This window comes from Fructobacillus pseudoficulneus (genome assembly GCF_900108455.1).
GTDB lineage: Bacteria > Bacillota > Bacilli > Lactobacillales > Lactobacillaceae > Fructobacillus > Fructobacillus pseudoficulneus.
The window spans coordinates 39,212-55,874 of the sequence record NZ_FNWS01000008.1 but is presented as its reverse complement, the minus strand read 5'-3'; the positions used below and the strand labels follow the sequence as shown (position 1 = coordinate 55,874).

Sequence of the window (16,663 nt, the reverse complement as noted above, 5' to 3'; positions counted from 1 at the left end):
AAGATACCAATGTGATGGTTCAAAAAAGCTGATATTTCAGGTGTCAGGGTCGGATGGCGACCGTGTTTGTGCCGATTACACTGGGCTAAATGATGAGCCTGTTGTGCATTGTATGGTTTAATTCGATTTAACTCGTAGGTAATAGTTGCAGGAGAACGCTTTAAGAAACGGGCTATTTCTCGAGTTGAATGATTAAGTTTGATCATTGTTTCAATGACAGAACGTTCGTGAGCTGATAAACTAGAAGACATAAGCTGCAGATCCTTTATGGTTGATTTTAGTCAATTACCATTAAAGTCTCTGCAGTTTTTTTATGCAAGGTGTTCGGTTTAATTTTACAATCTGCCATATATAATATATTACTTTTCGTTATCATTCTTCATTTTCTGAAGTGTCCGCCAAGAAAACAACCAGAAAACAAGCAAACCGATTACGAGTATCCCAGCCAATAACAACTTACCGTTCTTTGTTGCTATCTGATTTTCGAAAAATGGCAGGCGACTAGTAATACCGACAATTGCTTGGAAGACGATGTAGTAGAAAATTGGTCGATTAATAATTTTATCAAAACGAGAAATTTTTTGATAAATGCCCAATACAATTAGCATAACCACAATCGTAGCAATCCCAATCCAGCCATCAAAGGTGGACCGGATTGGTGTCTTCACCCAAACGTTAATAGCAAAGGCTGGGAAAAGAAAGGCAACCGCAATGATGAACGAAAAAATGTATTTCAGCCACTTTTGAAGTGGATTTCTCTTGAAAGCATAGATGGCTTCACCCATTAGCCAAGTCACGAAACAGGCACCTACGGTCAGATAAGCTCCGGAAAGCATGTAGTCCCCCAAATCGATGACTTTTCCCGGAACGGATATGGATGGAATAAAAGTAATGGCAAGGTAACCGAAGAAGGCGTAAAAGATCAAAGAAAAAAAGGACGACACTTTGATAGGCAAGCTCTTCAGCAAGGAATCAGCAACGTGCTTCGGATCAGTACCAAAGTAATCAGCAGCTGACTGACCGTCTTTTTGCGCCTCCAAAATGTCTTGGAGGATGGCAAGCAATTGCTCCTCAACTGCCTGTTCGTCTTTTAGCCAATTCGTTGTTCTGGCATAAATTAGGAAGTCCGAATAGAAAGCTTCGTTTTCTCGATTTAATTCTGAACGGAGTTCGTTGTTTCTCTTAATTAGTTTTTCAACTGTCATCTTAGTCTCCTTCAATCATTTGATTCATTGTTTTCTCAAGCATGGCCCATTGGCTGTAAAATTCCTCTTTGGCATGCATACCTTCTTCTGTCGGAAAATAGTACTTACGATCCGGTCCATCTTCTGAAGGACGGCTCTCAGATTGCAGTAAGCCGCGCTTTTCCATCGTGGCTAACAAGGGATAAATCGTTCCCTTTGGGACCTGACCTAACCCCACTTCGTTGAGCGCAACGGCAATTCCGTAGCCATAGTTGGCTTTTTTACTTAAGATGGAAAGCATAATGCCCTGCAAGAAGCCTTTGAGTAATTGACTGGAAACAAATTGTGCCATATCTCTCACCTCTCAATCACTTAATACAAATAGTCTACATGAACCAAACTAGTTTGTAAAGCATACTAGTCGGAATTTCAATATAAAAGATTATAATTTGTAAATCATTCATTAAGTAGATACGATACAGCAATTATGATAAAATGCATTAACTCTTTTTGATAAGGACTATTATTGATATGAAAACAATGGATTTTAACGGTCATAAAGCTATCATTACAAAATTTAAAGCAACAGATAAAGAGCTATATGATCAAAGTATCAAATTAAGGAATGCTATTTTACGGCAACCGTATAATAAGCCAATTACTACTGATGAGATATTCATTGAACAAAATAATCAATTTTACGGAATAACGATTGACTATCTCTTAATTGCGACCTTTTCGTGTTACCAAATTGATGCAACCACTGTTCGGTTAGTTTCGTTTGCTGTTGATGAACAATATCAGCATCACGGAATTGGTTCCTCATTGTTAAACTTTGCGATTGATGACTTCAAAAACCAGGGATATCACTGCATGTCCTTATCTGCTCGTACCTCTGCTCATGAATTTTACTTAAAACAGGGTTTCAAAGATACCGGCAAACTTGTTGTCAATAATGATTTAGGTATTGTCCATCCTGAGATGCATTGCTCCTTTTGAACAGATACAGGAGTGTAAACTCTTTGCTTTCTCACCTCTTCATACGATGACAAGGTAGCACTAACTGAATTGATGTGATATGAACTCCAAAATTAGGATATGTTATTGAACAAACTAAAAGGACCGACACCGACATTTTGTACTAATAAGTGATTGATTGCAAAATTTGATCCCAATTTAACATAAGTTATCACGACCCACTGCTACTTTTTTCTGTCATCTTTGCCTCCAATATTTGCTTTCATGATATTCCTTAGAGTTAACTTTAAGTCAATAGCATTGTTATACTCTCTTCATGGAAAACAAAAAGCCAGTATTCATATCAAAATGAAATCCGGCTTTTTAATTTAGCGTAGTATTCTCAAATTAATGGATAAAGACAGTGATAACTGTGAACAAACCGAAAAAGATACCTGGCACATTTGAAATAATGATTGGCCAATCTTTGAAGGTCTTCGTCCAGCCATACCCTGTCCAGAGCATGGCGTTAATCATAGCCACTAAAGGCTGTAAGACTCCGACTGGATGTCCTGAAAAATTGCTGATGATTTCTGGAATATAAGAAACGTACATCGCAATACATGTAAAAGTAGCCAGCTTACTAAGGAGCTTTAGCCGCTTAACGCGCTGTTCAGGGACAGCATCATCTCCAGTTGGATATTCTGAATTATCAATTCTCATAAGTGTTTCCTTTCTCTCTAATTCAAATTATAGATCTTTTTAACGGGCATAGCGAGTAAAAACGTTTAAATAAGGGCATATCATTTTTAGACTTATTTGCATTGGGTGAATGATACCACTACTGGTCTTGACTAGCAAATAATTGTAATGGATAAGCATCGTACAACGGTCTTCCGAATAAGTTATACTAAGTGCATCAATCAACAACGGGAGAGTCTAATGGGAATTGCAAATTTAAACGAATTCGATTTAACAGAAATCAACCAATTAAACCAAAGTGAATTAGGCTATGCCTATTCTCTTGAAAAAACAAAATTACGATTTAATAGCTTAATAAATCAGCCAAAACATCACGTTCTAGTTGGCTACCGTGATGATCAAACGAATAAAATTATTGGCTACATTCACGCTGAGGTTTATGAAGAACTTTACTGTGACCCACTTTTAAATGTACTGGCCCTGGCGGTTAAAGAAGAATATCAAAGGCACGGAATTGGCAAACAACTACTGCAATGGTTGGAAACAGAAGCTCGTGCCAGAGGAATGCATGGAATTCGTTTAAATTCAGGGTTAAAACGCGTTAATGCTCATGATTTCTATCGAGCAGCTGGCTATGAAGAAATCAAAACACAAAAGAAATTTCAAAAAACTTGGAACCCGAAATAGTCAGTAGTTTCCCTGCCACAATTCTTTTGATGAACATGCTATAATGAAGGCATAAGAAAAGCAGTGTTGCGCGAACAACACCGCTTTCCTAGCAAACCCGTTAAACGGTGGCTAACCTAATAGTTATTAAATAACCATCAGCTGGTCAAAGCGTTACGATGGTTATTTTTTATTGCTAATTTTTTCGATTAGCTCAATTACAAGGCGAATAAACGTTAGTAAAAAAATACCAAACGCTATTAGCAGTGTAATGACCTCAATAACAGGCACCAGGCATCTCCTTTCCTAGGGTTATTGGTGTTATGATTTTAAAACCATTGGCACCACCACCTTTCCAGGATAGCCACCATCTTCACTTGTTTGCTTAATCATATTATGCCAAATAAAATTATCTGCAATTTGCCGCTAAATCAGCAATTTCAGTACAGATTTAGAGGCCCGTGTATCAAATTTGGTCAACAATTAAAACATCATTATGGAGACAATACCGCTAATGCTATAATGTGATGTATATCAAAAAAGTTGAGGTGACCTCCATGGGTAAAGATGACGTTTTGGCATATTTGGATCAGAAAAACATTTGGCATGAAGTTACTGAACACAAAGCTTTATTTAGTATGGACAGCATTTCCGATGTTGAATTGCCATATCCTGAAGCCGACGCTAAAAACCTTTTTGTCCGAGACGACAAAAAAAGAAACTACTACCTGATTACCGTCCGAGGCGATAAACGAGTTGATTTAAAGGCATTTCGCAAAGCAAACGAAACCCGATCACTTTCCTTTGCCTCTGAAGAAGACTTACTACAGTTGTTAGACCTAATTCCTGGGTCTGTTTCCCCATTTGGCCTCTTAAATGATGACGAACGCAAAGTTCATTTTTTCTTGGATGAGGACTTTTTAAATTCACCTGAAATTATCGGTATTCATCCAAATGAAAATACTGCAACAGTTTGGCTAAAGGCGAATGACTTGATTAACTTAATCAAAGAACACGGCAATGAAGTCACGACGACAGCCATCCCTGTCCGAATTTAATATGCTATAATAAAGGCATAAGAAAAGCAGTGCTGCGCTAACAACACCGCTTCCCTAGCAAACCCGTTAAACGGTGGCTAGCCATATTTGTTAATTAATAACCATATTCAGCTGGCGAGCGGAGATGGTTATTTTTTATTGCTAATTTTTTCGATTAGCTCAATTACAAGGCGAATGAGCGTTAGTAAAAAAATACCAAACGCTATCAGCAGTGTAATGACCTCAATAACAGGCACCAGGCATCTCCTTTCCTAGGGTTATTGGTGTTATGATTTTAAAACCATCGGCACCACCACCTTTCCAGGATAGCCACCATCTTCACTTGTTTGCTACCAAAATTATAGCATGAGCAGCTGAGTTGCTGGGCTTTGTCAGCCTTACATAACTCGCACTTAATAGAGCAAATTTCGATTAAAAATTCGCTTCTTTTAAAACATCCCACTGGTCAAGTGTTAGCTTTCAAAGTTCCAGGGGTAACGAAATTCAATTATTCCACTTTGTAATAATCGATTGACTGCCACAAACAGCATCAAGAAAACTATTTAAAATCCGGCTTAAAACCAATGTACTGGCGCTTTCGATAGACCTGCTTAGCTAATTTACCAGAAACCTGATACTGTCGGCCTCGTCTTGTTTTAGCCGAAAAACTAACCGACTTTCCCGCCAGCAAATCCGCAATTTCTTGCTCAGTAAAATGATGACCCGAAAACTCATTGGTAAAGGATATCTCACTTCCCTGCCAAATACCGGTCGCCTTATCTTTTTTAGGAACCGATTTTTTGGTTTTTGGTTTTGGCTGACCTAAGACTTTTTCCAGCTGCTGTGCATTAACTGACATCACTGGAATATCGTGGTTTACCGTTTTGACAATTGAATCAAGCGCCTCGTCAGAAGTCATTTTAAATTGCCCAACCTGATCGAAGATATCAAAAACACGTTTGGTTGTTTTCGGATTAGCCAACCAGGTCCCCTGGGCCAAAATCGCCACCGCCTTGCCATCATTAGTCAGGTCAATCTTTCCTTTCTTATCGATAATATAAGCGTTTTTACCACTTGAAAGTTCACCATAAGTACTGGTTCGAGTGGCACCCGTGCCAATATTGTTTTTTTCCAAAAAGGTTTTGAGCCACTGCCAAGTTGGTGTCGTTGGCTTGGGATTTTGACCCTCATGGGTATATAGGTTAGCAATTTTACCTAAATCCTTAGCCGTTTGCTTTTCTTCGACCTGGTCTTGGTCCTGATAAACTGCCTTCCAACCCAAAGAAACTGGCCGATTAATGGTTGTTTTAAATTCTGGCAACTCAACCAGCGATCCCTTGATTTGCTGGTAACGATAATTTTCAGCAAACATGGCCAATGAGTTTTTGGCTAAGGTTTCATAAATCCTGGCAGCCGATGGTCCATAAGATGAAAGACTCATTAAGTCCTTGGGTACCTTTGAGCCCGGCCGGTTGGCTCCGTGAGCGCTTTGCTCTTGAACATGCGTTTTTCTCGGTTCTCGGTGTGTAAGCAAACTTACATCACTGCCAACTACACTCGCGATTTGATCCACATTTGCAGCTAAATCACGGAATTGTTCGGGCGTAATTGTCTTATCTTCCGTTCGTGGATAGGAAACAATCTGTGCTTCATATAATTTTTGATAAGTTGCTAAAACTTCTTTGGCCTTGAAACCTTCTTTGGCAAGAATGGCCGACAAAGAGGACAAATCCAACAATTTTGGTGGCGTGGTTGACTTTGCCGTAATCGAATCTTGCTGAACGTGGCCTGAATCAGGTAAGGTTTCAGCTGCTTCCATCGCCTCTGGCGTTGGATAACGAAAGGCAATCGTTTCTTCCTTTGCCTGAGGGACTCGAGCATAAACGTTGCCGTTTTCATCCTTAAAGCGGTGTTCGTAAAAAGGAATCTTTTGGTAATTTTGTATGGCTTCTAGTTGCTGATAAATCTTTAACAACATTGCCGACTTCAACCGACCCTGCCTTGAAACCAAAGCGTATCCCTGCTTTTTCGTCAGCGTTGTGGCTGCTCTGGTTAACTGCATCGAGGCAAAGTCCCATTTGTTACGCGTTAAACCTTTTTGATAGGCGCCGTGCTTTTCCTTACTTTCAATCGGCGTCAAAGAGTTGAGCGCTTTTAATAAGCTCTTGGGGCTTTCATCCGCAAAGTTTGCCCGATAAACAGGGCCTCGCCATTTGATGGCTTCAATGGCTTCCCAAGCTAACAGGTCCCCCTCCCCTGAAGGATCAGTATCGGTCGCAATCACCAGGCCGTCGACCTCCTTCGTCTGAGCCTTTAAGTCGTCAATCAAGGACTTGGTACTTTCCGATTTTTTACTGTGCGGGTTCCAAGCCCGAATATAAGTACGTTTCCAGGACAAATCGTCTAAATTCCATGGCAAATCGGCTAGTTTCCAAGACTTGTATTTGCTTTTCAAATCAGCTGAAACCTGATCTTCTGGTTCCCGTAATGTCATGACATGACCACGCAAATTTGTCAGTTCATAATCGTAATCGGCAACATGCCCCTGTTCACCACCCAATGCTTTTTGAAAGTTTCGCTTGGCGCTTGGCTTTTCCGTGATGATCAAGTACTTAGTCATGGATAATATTCCTTTGAGGTCATTTTTAAAAAGTGAAGTGATTACATCATTTTATCATAGTCATAATTTGGAATTTTCCAAGCAACGTTTCATTAACATTTGATGAATAGCAATGAAAATAATGAGCAAATAAAAAGCACTGAATGACTAGCTCAATTATCTGCTCCCATTGCGGGAACTAATCGCTTAGCTATCAGTGCTTTTTATGATGAATTAGAATATTTTAAACCATTTCTTCTTGAAGGACTGTTTCTTCTTCAACTGAATCAGCCGTCTTCCGCTTTGCCACTAGCTGCCATGCTAGACCAAATGCAGCTCCGACAAGGGCTGGCACAACCCAACCGAAGCCATCAGCAGCCATTGGGAAGTACTGGTGGTAACCAGTGACCAAGTTATTAACAAATGATACGCTAACCAATGGTGATGAGGCCAAAGCATCCAGGAAGGCCGGTACTGTCACAAATGCGACAACTGAGCGGTACAAGTATGGCGATTGATTAACCCATTTGTTCAAGACACCCAATGAAATCAGCGCCAAAGCATAAGGGTAAAGCAACATCAATACTGGGACAGACCACTTCACAATGTTCGTCAAACCAGCGTTAGCCGTCACAAACGATCCAACAGCGATTACCCGAAGCCACCAAACGTAGGCAACCTTTGGAAAGGCCCGGTGCAAATCCTGAGCGAACGAACCAAAGAGCCCCATGGCCGTTGTGAAGACCGCCAAAGTAACAATGACCCCTGTCACCAAAACGCCCAAATTACCGGTATAGTGAGTCACAATTTGGCTAAAGGCAGTACCACCATTGGCTGCAGTACTAAACTTTCCCAAACTAGAAACACCCAATAGTACCAAAGCTAGATAAAGCAATGCTTCCCAGAAGATACTGAGCAAGCCGGCCTTAGCCAAAACCTTAGAAACTGAATGGCCTTCAAAGCCCATGTTGCGCACTGCGTAAACTGCGGTAACTGAGAACGCCAACAAGGCCAAGCCGTCCATTGTGTTGTAGCCATCCAAGATACCCTGGAAACCAGCGTGCGATTGATAGGCTGCGGCTGTGTGTTGGTTTAAATCACCCATTGGCAGAACAAGCGCCAAAACCAGCAACAAAACTAACAATACTAGGAATAATGGATTCAAATACTTACCGATCCACTTCATCAAATTTGACTGCTTAACCGTCAAAAAGTATGCCAAACTAAAGAATACCGCTGAGAATACTAGCATTGCCAATTGTTGGTAGGCAGCCGGTACAAAGGGTGCCACCCCCATTGAAAAGGCTGTTGCTGCCGTACGTGGTGTTCCAAATAAAGGACCAATCGTAAAGTGGACAACAACCAGGACCAGCGTTCCAAACCAAGGCGCCACGGGTGCCGCAACATCCGAAATACTTTTACTGTTCGTTAAGCTCACTGCTAACATGGCTAAAAACGGTACCAAACAGCCAGTCACTAGGAAGCCTAACGTTGCCGGTAGCCAGTTATGGCCAGCCGTTTGCCCCAATTGAACCGGAAAAATTAGGTTTCCCGCTCCAAAAAACATTCCAAAAATCAACGATGACAGCAATAACAACTGTTTTTTCGATAATTTTTTCTCACTCATCATATCTACCCCTCTTTTCTCCTCCAATCAAGCAAAAGAAAAACTAAAACAAAGAAAAAGACCAGCCGCAAAATCGCAGCTGGTCTTAAAACCTGACTATCAGCCGCCTACCTTCGAAAGAGGATAGGCGCACCACAAAGTATCAGCACCCTATCCTACTGGATAATAATGCTGATAATAATTCGTTGGTTGTAAGTCATGTTTTTTGTCATAGTATTTTCTCACTTAATTGATACTCATTATTAAAACACCATGAAAAAACTTTGTCAAGAATTAAGTTCATTCCAAGCCAATTTGCAGGAAAAACTCACTACAAGGCAAAATAAAAAAGCCCACAGAATCCTCCACCATGGCCACTAGTTAGCGTGTCGCATGATCAATAATACTTTGAGCTCTTTTATTGTATCGCCTCAGCAGCTTTTATCGTTAAAAATGGCACTAAAAACTGCTTGAGCAAACATTCCACCAGCCATCACATACATGGCAAGCATATCCTGCATATTGGCGAGCACATAGATGGTATACAGCCACACAAGGGCCATCACAATATGAAAAACTCGATTCAAACTCATAAAATTTCTCCCCTCTTATCGTTTTTAGTATTTCTACTTATTTCAAGAATAGCACAAAATATAGAAAAAATAGAACGGTTCTTGTATACTGGAATCGATTAGGAGGAGAAAAAATATGTCGACAAAAGAAAAACAAGTTTACCAAGACTATTTCTTTAACGAAACAGCCTTTGATTACCATGATGGTGGTTATGTACCGCTGGAAGTCTACGATAGTCCAACTAGCCCACTAAACATTCCCAGTCTACTAAAGCCAGATAAGGAAACTGACACCGATGTCTGGCTGACTGTTCATGCACAGCCGGGCGAGACGCAAATTTTACCTGGAGCAAAAACGAAGACCTGGGGCTATAATCAGAGTTTATTGGGACAAACTATTGTTTTCCATAGCGGAAAAACCTATCACGTTACGCTAAAGAATAGTTTGCCTGAATTAACGACCTTTCATTGGCATGGCTTAGATGTACCCGGCCCCTTTATCGATGGTGGCTGCCATGCGCCAGTCTACCCTGGTGAAACAAAAGAAATCACCTTTACGGTCAACCAGCCAGCGGCAACAACCTGGTTGCATGCCCACCCATGCCCTCTTACTGGTTGGGACGTTTGGCACGGATTGGCCACAATGGTTTACGTTAAAGATCAGCACGAAGAAAGCCTGCCCTTGCCTCACACCTACGGTGTTGATGATATCCCGGTCGTTTTACAAGACCGCCGCTTCCATAAAGATAACCAATGGGATTACGACGCCGATTATGATCCGGATGGTACGGCTGGCCCAACGGCCCTCATCAATGGAACCGTCAACCCAAGCTTTGATGTGACAACCCAAAAGCTGCGCCTTCGCTTTTTGGATGGTTCAAATCGCCGAGAGTGGCGGCTGCATTTGTCCGATGACTTAGTCATGACTCAGATTGCCTCGGATGGTGGTCTCCTACCCGAGCCCGTCCAAATGACCAAGTTCATGATTACCTGTGCTGAACGGGCTGAGTTTATTTTAGACTTTGCGGGCTATCACGACGGCGACACCGTGACCCTGTACTCGGATGAAACACCGATTTTGACTTTCAACATCAAAGGCTTCGCAACCGATGAAACAGCGGTGCCAGACGAATTAGCAACCATCGTTGACCAAGGCGATGTTGACCCAAATGCCCCCATCCATCAGGTGGTTTTGTCCGGAACTGACGAAGAAATCGCCATCAATGGTCGCAAATTTGGAATGATGCGAATCGATGACCGGCAAGAAATTGGTAAGGCTGAGTACTGGGACATTACAAATACCAATGATTGCTGCGGGGGGATGCTTCACCCTTATCACATGCATGGCGGTTCCTTCCAAATTATTTCACGTAATGGCCAGGCTCCTTATCCAAATGAGCTTGGTTATAAGGACACAGTTTCTGTTAATCCAGGTGAAACCGTGCGCATCAAGATGAAATTTAATTTTGCTGGCGTCTTTATGTACCACTGTCACATTATTGAGCACGAAGATGGCGGAATGATGGCCCAAATGCAGGTTTACACCCCAGAAGAACCCGAAAAAAAGTACGACTTAATGTCTATGGATACTTTAATGAACGCCTTAGCAAAAGAACGCGGTTGTGCGGTTGATGAACTGGTAATCAAGAGTCTTGATTCCTACAAAAAGATGGGCATGGATATGTGCTAAAAGCTGCTTCATCGCAATTCATCATTAACAAATTGAAAAGGACCTCAGCGTGTATGTACGCTGGGTCCTTTTTAGTATATTGATGGCAATTTTTTTGATTAAATTAGTTCTGATTTAGCCTTTCACAATCCCGCGCATCAACGCATCAAACCACCGGGTTGGCAGAATGGTACGCAAGAAGACCAATGGCTTGGCTGCGAAGCCAAGCCAGTAGCGAGCCCGCGGCTTTTTTTGGTTAACAATCTTCACCAACGTTTTTGCAATCAAAATTGGCTGAGACAGTAGCTTTCCTTGGTACTGCCTTTTCATGCCATTAGCAGTTTGCCGGGCGGCCTCTTTGTATGGACCACCGGTGGATGAAGACGCGAGATGGTCAGCGGCAATCAGCCCCCAATCCGTTTTAATCAGGCCGGGTTCAACCAAAATCACGTCAATTCCAAATGGTTGTAGTTCCATTCGTAATGAATCACTAAAACCCTCTAGAGCAAACTTGGTGGCATGGTACCAAGCGCCAAAGTAACTGGCCATGCGTCCGGCCATTGACGAGACATTAATAATTCGTCCGGACTGTTGCTGGCGCATCGTTGGTAAAACTAATTTGATTAATTGGGCCAAGCCAAATAAGTTAACATCAAATTGCCGCTTAGCCTCGTCAAGGGCCACATCTTCAACCGCACCATAGGAACCGTAGCCGACATTGTTAATCAGCACGTCAATGTGGCCCTGTTCGGCCAAGATTGTGCTAACCGCTTGTCGGCAGGATTCTTCATTGGTTAAATCTAGTTTGAGGGGATGAACCCCAACCTTTTCTAAGTCAGCAAGTTTATCAACACGTCGGCCCGCACCATAAACGATGTGTCCCTGTTCTGCTAATAATTGGGTAGTTTGGTAACCGATACCGCTCGTGGCACCGGTAACAAGAATTACTTTAGACATTCATTTATCTTTCTTTAATTAGTTGGACCATTTGCTGAATGGCAGCCTTTCCTTCTGGAATCGGAATTTCAGGAAAATCATGGTACATTTCTGGGTAGATGGTTGTTTGCACATCCCAACCCTCATCATCAGCAATCCCCTGAAACTTCACGGCATCAGGATGCAGGACATCATAGCTACCCGTAATCACGTTAATAGCCGGCATGTTTGAAAAATCGGCATACAGCGGGCTAATCAAGGGATCATCCAAATCAAGCTCGCCCTGATAACCGGCAGCCATGATGTCTAAAACAGCTATTTCCAACATGGGATCAAAACGCTGCACTGCCTTCATTTCGTGGTTAGTATCACTGATATCAAACCAAGGAGAAATCAAAATCAGCTGTTTTGGCAAGGGAAGTTGCGCATCGCGCAATTGCTGCAAGAGCGACAGCGCCAAGCCTGCCCCAGCCGAATCGCCCATTAACACAATCTGTTCCGCGCTAATATGTTCCTTTTCCAGCGTTTCAAGAAAGGCTTCCTTGGTCCATTGAATGGTTTCTTGCGCCTGATGCTGGGGCGCCTTTGGATAAATCGGCATGATTAGCCGGTGCTGTGTTTTGTCAGCCAATTTTTTTAGTAAACGATAGTGCATGATTGAGGGTTGATCCCAATAACCGCCACCATGAAGGTAAAAAATCAGCTGTCGATTATCAACGTTCTTCGGACTGATTTCCAAAACATCATTACGACCATTATATTCTGTCGCACCAAACAATAACCGGTGCAAAAAGGCCAATCGATATGGCTTTTGACTAGCGATAACCGCTCGTTGATAGGCCCTCTCCTTTTGCAAATCGGGCAGAACATGGAGAGCTTGCAAAATGTACTTCATCAGACGTCCGGTTGTGCTTACTTGTCTTTGTTGAGCCATTTAAATTTCTCCAGTCGCAAAATACATTGCCATTTACCTGGGCAAATAGAAACCATACAGAACATAGTCCTATTATAACGGTTAAACGAACGCGAACCCAAATAAAAATCCCCGACAAAGCGTCGAGGATCAAATTTAATTGATTGTTTAGTAAGCTAATAGCAATAGCTTCTTTAATTCAATTCAAACATCAAGCAAATAATTTTACTTTGACAAACCTTCCGAAATCTTGTCCAAATTCCACTTCATCATGCCATAGTAAGTATCGCCGGGCTTACCTTCCTTAGCCAGTGAATCTGTATAAATCTTGGCGTAAATTGGCAAACCAGTTTCTTTGGAAACCTTGTCCATTGACTTTGGTGAGACAGAACTTTCAACAAAGAGAACCGGTACCTTCGTTGCGCGAATCTTTTCCAAGACAGTCTTCATCTGTTCTGGTGTACCTTGTGACTCGGTATTAATTTCCCAAATAAAGGCTGGTGTGATGCCATAGGCCGCCGAGAAGTACTTAAAGGCACCTTCGGAAGTTACCAAAAGCTTCTTATCAGCTGGAATATTGTTAAACTTCGTCTTGGCGTTTTCGTCTAATTTCGTCAGCTTTTCAATGTATGCAGCGGCGTTTTTTTCGTAAGTGTTCTTATTCTTTGGATTCTTTTCAATCAAAACCTTTTCAATGTTTTGAACATACTTAATGCCGTTTTGTATATCTAACCAAGCATGGGGGTCCATTTCATTTTCTTTACCGGCATCCGTCAAATGCTTAGCAGCAACCCCATCCGAAACAGCAAAAACTTGTTTGTTGGCCTTCTTACCAGCATTTTGGTACATCTTCTTAAACCAGCCAGACCCACCGGTTTCCAAGTTCAAACCATTATGGAACAAAACGTCTGCTTCTTGTGTAGCCTTCACGTCCTGTGGTCGCGGCTCGTACTCATGGGGATCGGTTCCACGGGGAACAATCGTATGCAACTTGACCTTGTTACCGGCAACTTCTTCAACCATATTCCCGATAATCGAGTTCGTTGCGACAACTTGGAGTTTATCGCTTCGACTGGTTTTACCTGCCTGACTTTCATTGACAAAGTAAAAGACACCCGCTAACAGCGCCAGTGCTGCCAGCCCAATCATTGTTAATCGCTTAATCATATTCAATTTTCCTCAATTCTAAATCTAAGTGCGTTTAATACGCCTTTTATCATCTTCTTTCGCTACAAATTTTAGTTTGCTGCTCGTTTTTTAATTAAAATGCCCTGCTTTGGCGAAAAGAGAAAGGCCAATAAGAAGAACACTGCGGCAGTCAACACAATCGCCGGACCGGAAGCCCAGTTAAAAGTAAAGCTAAAATATAATCCAATGACCGATGCAAAAACCGAAAAGGTAGCCGCAATCATAATCATGGATGACATCTTATTTGTTAATAGATAAGCTGTTGCGGCTGGTGTAATCAGCATTGCCACAATTAAAATAATTCCAACCGTTTGCAGCGCAGTCACTGTGACCAAAGTTAAAATCAACATCAAGCCGTAGTGCAAGACTTGTGTTTTCAAGCCATAGGCACGGGCAAAAGTATTATCAAAGGACGTAATCAACAGTTCCTTGTAAAAGAGCACGACGAACAAGACAACTACCACCAATACAATCGCTGTGGTAATCAGATCTTGGTCAGAAACGGCCAAAACATTTCCAAAGAGGATATGGTGCAAATTAGTGGTTGATTCCGCCATTGAAATCAAGATAAAACCAAGGGCGAAAAAAGAAGAGAAAACAATGCCAATTGCGGTATCATTTTTTAGCTTCGACTTCATCGTCACAAAACCAATCAGCATGGCAGCCAACAAACCGAAAATCGAGGCCCCAATCAACAGATTAATTCCAAGCATGTAGGCAACCGCCACCCCTGGTAACACTGCGTGTGAAATGGCATCACCCATTAGAGACATCCCACGCAAAATAATAAAGGAACCAACAATCCCCGACATGATACCGACTAAAATGGCGGTAACCAAGGCTGTCTGCAAGAAGTTATACTTTGTTAATCCTTCAAGAAAAAGCGTAATACTATTCATGCGCGGCCTCCCCTTCATCAAAAAGAATGTTTGATAGGTCGCCACTAAAGGCAGTAGTAATATTCTTTTTAGTAAACACTTCCTGTGTCTGACCTTGTGCCACGACACCGTGGTTAATAATGACGAGATCATCAAAGTAAGTCGTGACCTTGTTCAAATCATGGTTCACAACAATAATTGTTTTACCGGCAGCCCGCCATTTTTTCAAAATGGCCATGATGTCGGCTTCTGATTTCATATCGATACCAACAAAGGGTTCATCCAAAATGATGACATCGGCGTCCTGAACAATTGCTCTGGCGACAAAAACTCGTTGCAGTTGCCCACCAGATAGTTCGCTGATTTGTCGCTGACTAAATTCAGCTAACTTGACATCGGTTAAGGCTGCTAAAGCGGCCTCTTCCTCTTGTTTACCCGGGACTTTAAACAGACCGAGATTTGGATAGGTACCAGTTAAAACCGTATCCGAGACGTTAATTGGAAACGTCAGATCAAGCGCTGCCCGTTGTTCAACGTAAGCGATGCGCTTGAGTTGCTTTGCAATCGGTTGGTCTGCCAAAGTGGCCGTTCCGGACTGCTTGCTGGTCAACCCTAAAAGCCCTTTAATCATCGTCGACTTACCAGCTCCATTGGGGCCAATAATCCCGGTGATTTTTCCAGGTTCAAATTGGATTGACAGGTTCGTGAAGACGGGGGCACTATCATAGGCGACCGTCATATCGCGGACTTTGATCATAATCTTTTGCTCTCCTAATGCTAGTTAGCAATAATCGAGTATTGATTTTAAAATATTCTGTTTTCAGCCTAAACTTTTCGCACGCAAAAAAGGCGCGTTTAAAATCTACAGTCGAAGTAGTGCGTCGTAACATTTACGTTTTATTTTTTTGAAATTGATGGACTATCAACTGGCTGCTTCTTGGCTGACACAGCTAGTTGATAATCCTCAACTACTTTTCCAGAATAGCATGGTTGTTTAGAACAATCAAACAGAAATAATTCATATATTTAAATTTATTTATAAATTTAAAACGCTTTTATGCTGAAAATTAGCATAAAAGCGTTGTTTATCAAATGAATATTAAAATTAAGTGACTGAAGTTCGCTGCCCTAATATTTTCATCGAACTCAAATAATCGGCAACCGAGCAAGCCAAATTGGTCGTCAACAGGTGGAAGTCTCTTCCCATATTGTGAGTAATTTTTTTAGTGTCAATAAAGCCATTTTTCAAATAAAAATGATAGCGAGCTTTACGTTGTTGCTGGTTATCAGCACCCTCAAGCGTACTTTCAGATTCAAGAATAATTCCCTTTGGGTAGTGGTCTTTCAAGGCTGACAGTGTTTGACCACCAATCCCCCGACCACGAATTGATTGATCAACAGCTAAATAAAGAACAAAGGCTTTCTCCTTTATATCAACGAAATAAGCAATGCCAACGTTTTGTTCGCCATCAACAAGCACCACCATTTTGATTTGATCATGATTGGCTGCTTTTTGCTTCAACTCTTGAAAAGCAATTCGCTCGCTTGCTGGAAATGCCTCACGGTAAATTGTCTCCCAATAATCATGATTATTCTGATTTAACGAGATGAATTGCATATTTTCTCCTTGGATTGCGACATTATAATAAGTTAACTTATTATAATAAAACTTATTTAAAAGCGTTATCTAGGATTAGAATAGCATGGATGATTGCCCTCGTCAAACGCAACAAAAAAGCCACCCCCTTCAAATTTG

Annotated in this window: 19 protein-coding genes; 4 read left to right on the top strand and 15 right to left on the bottom strand. The window is 41.7% G+C overall.

Annotated elements, in window-relative coordinates; all coding sequences use genetic code 11:
* The 3 genes from BLW39_RS06510 to BLW39_RS06500 all read right to left on the bottom strand — a co-directional run.
* Positions 1-251 (bottom strand): helix-turn-helix domain-containing protein (locus BLW39_RS06510; protein WP_143404254.1); only part of this gene is annotated, 251 nt, incomplete at its 3' end.
* Positions 252-359: 108 nt separating this feature from the next.
* Positions 360-1,205: a DUF1129 domain-containing protein gene (locus BLW39_RS06505; RefSeq protein ID WP_059379189.1), complete on the bottom strand. Its 846-nt coding sequence runs from the start codon at positions 1,203-1,205 to the stop codon at positions 360-362.
* A gap of 1 nt (position 1,206) precedes the next feature.
* Positions 1,207-1,536 (bottom strand): PadR family transcriptional regulator, encoded by a 330-nt coding sequence (locus tag BLW39_RS06500; RefSeq protein ID WP_059379188.1) that lies wholly within the window; start codon positions 1,534-1,536, stop codon positions 1,207-1,209.
* A gap of 179 nt (positions 1,537-1,715) precedes the next feature.
* On the opposite strand from BLW39_RS06500, the gene BLW39_RS06495 reads away from it, so the two are divergent.
* Entirely contained in the window at positions 1,716-2,183 is a 468-nt protein-coding gene (locus BLW39_RS06495) for a GNAT family N-acetyltransferase (RefSeq protein WP_242975649.1), read from the top strand.
* Between the two features lie 366 nt (positions 2,184-2,549).
* On the opposite strand, the gene BLW39_RS06490 is transcribed toward BLW39_RS06495, so the two are convergent.
* Positions 2,550-2,864, bottom strand: a complete 315-nt coding sequence (locus tag BLW39_RS06490; RefSeq protein ID WP_059379185.1) for a SemiSWEET family transporter — start codon at positions 2,862-2,864, stop codon at positions 2,550-2,552.
* Positions 2,865-3,083: 219 nt separating this feature from the next.
* On the opposite strand from BLW39_RS06490, the gene BLW39_RS06485 reads away from it, so the two are divergent.
* Positions 3,084-3,530 carry a GNAT family N-acetyltransferase gene (locus BLW39_RS06485; protein ID WP_059379183.1) on the top strand — a complete coding sequence of 149 codons (447 nt, stop codon included), beginning with the start codon at positions 3,084-3,086 and terminating at the stop codon, positions 3,528-3,530.
* 162 nt (positions 3,531-3,692) lie between these two features.
* Here the strand turns inward: BLW39_RS06485 and BLW39_RS07135 are convergent, their stop codons facing one another.
* Complete coding sequence (locus BLW39_RS07135) at positions 3,693-3,800, bottom strand: putative holin-like toxin (protein WP_242975648.1); 108 nt, start codon at positions 3,798-3,800, stop codon at positions 3,693-3,695.
* 266 nt (positions 3,801-4,066) lie between these two features.
* On the opposite strand from BLW39_RS07135, the gene BLW39_RS06475 reads away from it, so the two are divergent.
* Positions 4,067-4,567, top strand: a complete 501-nt coding sequence (locus BLW39_RS06475) for a prolyl-tRNA synthetase associated domain-containing protein (protein ID WP_059379181.1) — start codon at positions 4,067-4,069, stop codon at positions 4,565-4,567.
* A 128-nt stretch (positions 4,568-4,695) separates the two neighbouring features.
* Here BLW39_RS06475 and BLW39_RS07130 read toward each other — a convergent pair whose 3' ends face one another.
* From BLW39_RS07130 to BLW39_RS07070, 4 genes are all read right to left on the bottom strand, one after another.
* Entirely contained in the window at positions 4,696-4,803 is a 108-nt protein-coding gene (locus BLW39_RS07130) for a putative holin-like toxin (protein ID WP_244267950.1), read from the bottom strand.
* Between the two features lie 302 nt (positions 4,804-5,105).
* Positions 5,106-7,166: a DNA topoisomerase gene (locus BLW39_RS06465; RefSeq protein ID WP_059379179.1), complete on the bottom strand. Its 2,061-nt coding sequence runs from the start codon at positions 7,164-7,166 to the stop codon at positions 5,106-5,108.
* Positions 7,167-7,389: 223 nt separating this feature from the next.
* Positions 7,390-8,772, bottom strand: coding sequence for a branched-chain amino acid transport system II carrier protein (gene brnQ, locus BLW39_RS06460; RefSeq protein WP_059379191.1), 1,383 nt, complete (start codon positions 8,770-8,772; stop codon positions 7,390-7,392).
* A 410-nt stretch (positions 8,773-9,182) separates the two neighbouring features.
* Entirely contained in the window at positions 9,183-9,344 is a 162-nt protein-coding gene (locus tag BLW39_RS07070) for a hypothetical protein (protein ID WP_170124526.1), read from the bottom strand.
* Positions 9,345-9,459: 115 nt separating this feature from the next.
* Here BLW39_RS07070 and BLW39_RS06455 point away from each other — a divergent pair, with 115 nt between their 5' ends.
* Entirely contained in the window at positions 9,460-11,013 is a 1,554-nt protein-coding gene (locus BLW39_RS06455) for a multicopper oxidase family protein (RefSeq protein WP_059379177.1), read from the top strand.
* A 114-nt stretch (positions 11,014-11,127) separates the two neighbouring features.
* Here BLW39_RS06455 and BLW39_RS06450 read toward each other — a convergent pair whose 3' ends face one another.
* The 6 genes from BLW39_RS06450 to BLW39_RS06425 form a co-directional block, all read right to left on the bottom strand.
* Entirely contained in the window at positions 11,128-11,949 is an 822-nt protein-coding gene (locus BLW39_RS06450) for an oxidoreductase (RefSeq protein WP_074717869.1), read from the bottom strand.
* A gap of 4 nt (positions 11,950-11,953) precedes the next feature.
* Positions 11,954-12,862, bottom strand: a complete 909-nt coding sequence (locus tag BLW39_RS06445) for an alpha/beta hydrolase fold domain-containing protein (protein ID WP_059379167.1) — start codon at positions 12,860-12,862, stop codon at positions 11,954-11,956.
* Between the two features lie 204 nt (positions 12,863-13,066).
* Positions 13,067-14,005: a metal ABC transporter substrate-binding protein gene (locus BLW39_RS06440; RefSeq protein ID WP_242975650.1), complete on the bottom strand. Its 939-nt coding sequence runs from the start codon at positions 14,003-14,005 to the stop codon at positions 13,067-13,069.
* Between the two features lie 74 nt (positions 14,006-14,079).
* Complete coding sequence (locus tag BLW39_RS06435; RefSeq protein WP_059379163.1) at positions 14,080-14,928, bottom strand: metal ABC transporter permease; 849 nt, start codon at positions 14,926-14,928, stop codon at positions 14,080-14,082.
* Positions 14,921-15,664, bottom strand: a complete 744-nt coding sequence (locus tag BLW39_RS06430; RefSeq protein WP_059379161.1) for a metal ABC transporter ATP-binding protein — start codon at positions 15,662-15,664, stop codon at positions 14,921-14,923. The genes BLW39_RS06435 and BLW39_RS06430 overlap by 8 nt, the downstream gene beginning before the upstream one ends.
* Positions 15,665-16,012: 348 nt before the next feature.
* Positions 16,013-16,525 (bottom strand): GNAT family N-acetyltransferase, encoded by a 513-nt coding sequence (locus tag BLW39_RS06425; RefSeq protein ID WP_059379159.1) that lies wholly within the window; start codon positions 16,523-16,525, stop codon positions 16,013-16,015.
* Positions 16,526-16,663 lie beyond the last annotated feature (138 nt).

Coding starts and splice junctions, on each gene's coding strand:
- BLW39_RS06505 (WP_059379189.1), bottom strand. CDS start 1,205: ATGACAGTTGAAAAACTAATTAAGAGAAACAACGAACTCCGTTCAGAA.
- BLW39_RS06500 (WP_059379188.1), bottom strand. CDS start 1,536: ATGGCACAATTTGTTTCCAGTCAATTACTCAAAGGCTTCTTGCAGGGC.
- BLW39_RS06495 (WP_242975649.1), top strand. CDS start 1,716: ATGAAAACAATGGATTTTAACGGTCATAAAGCTATCATTACAAAATTT.
- BLW39_RS06490 (WP_059379185.1), bottom strand. CDS start 2,864: ATGAGAATTGATAATTCAGAATATCCAACTGGAGATGATGCTGTCCCT.
- BLW39_RS06485 (WP_059379183.1), top strand. CDS start 3,084: ATGGGAATTGCAAATTTAAACGAATTCGATTTAACAGAAATCAACCAA.
- BLW39_RS06475 (WP_059379181.1), top strand. CDS start 4,067: ATGGGTAAAGATGACGTTTTGGCATATTTGGATCAGAAAAACATTTGG.
- BLW39_RS06465 (WP_059379179.1), bottom strand. CDS start 7,166: ATGACTAAGTACTTGATCATCACGGAAAAGCCAAGCGCCAAGCGAAAC.
- brnQ (WP_059379191.1), bottom strand. CDS start 8,772: ATGAGTGAGAAAAAATTATCGAAAAAACAGTTGTTATTGCTGTCATCG.
- BLW39_RS07070 (WP_170124526.1), bottom strand. CDS start 9,344: ATGAGTTTGAATCGAGTTTTTCATATTGTGATGGCCCTTGTGTGGCTG.
- BLW39_RS06455 (WP_059379177.1), top strand. CDS start 9,460: ATGTCGACAAAAGAAAAACAAGTTTACCAAGACTATTTCTTTAACGAA.
- BLW39_RS06450 (WP_074717869.1), bottom strand. CDS start 11,949: ATGTCTAAAGTAATTCTTGTTACCGGTGCCACGAGCGGTATCGGTTAC.
- BLW39_RS06445 (WP_059379167.1), bottom strand. CDS start 12,862: ATGGCTCAACAAAGACAAGTAAGCACAACCGGACGTCTGATGAAGTAC.
- BLW39_RS06435 (WP_059379163.1), bottom strand. CDS start 14,928: ATGAATAGTATTACGCTTTTTCTTGAAGGATTAACAAAGTATAACTTC.
- BLW39_RS06430 (WP_059379161.1), bottom strand. CDS start 15,664: ATGATCAAAGTCCGCGATATGACGGTCGCCTATGATAGTGCCCCCGTC.
- BLW39_RS06425 (WP_059379159.1), bottom strand. CDS start 16,525: ATGCAATTCATCTCGTTAAATCAGAATAATCATGATTATTGGGAGACA.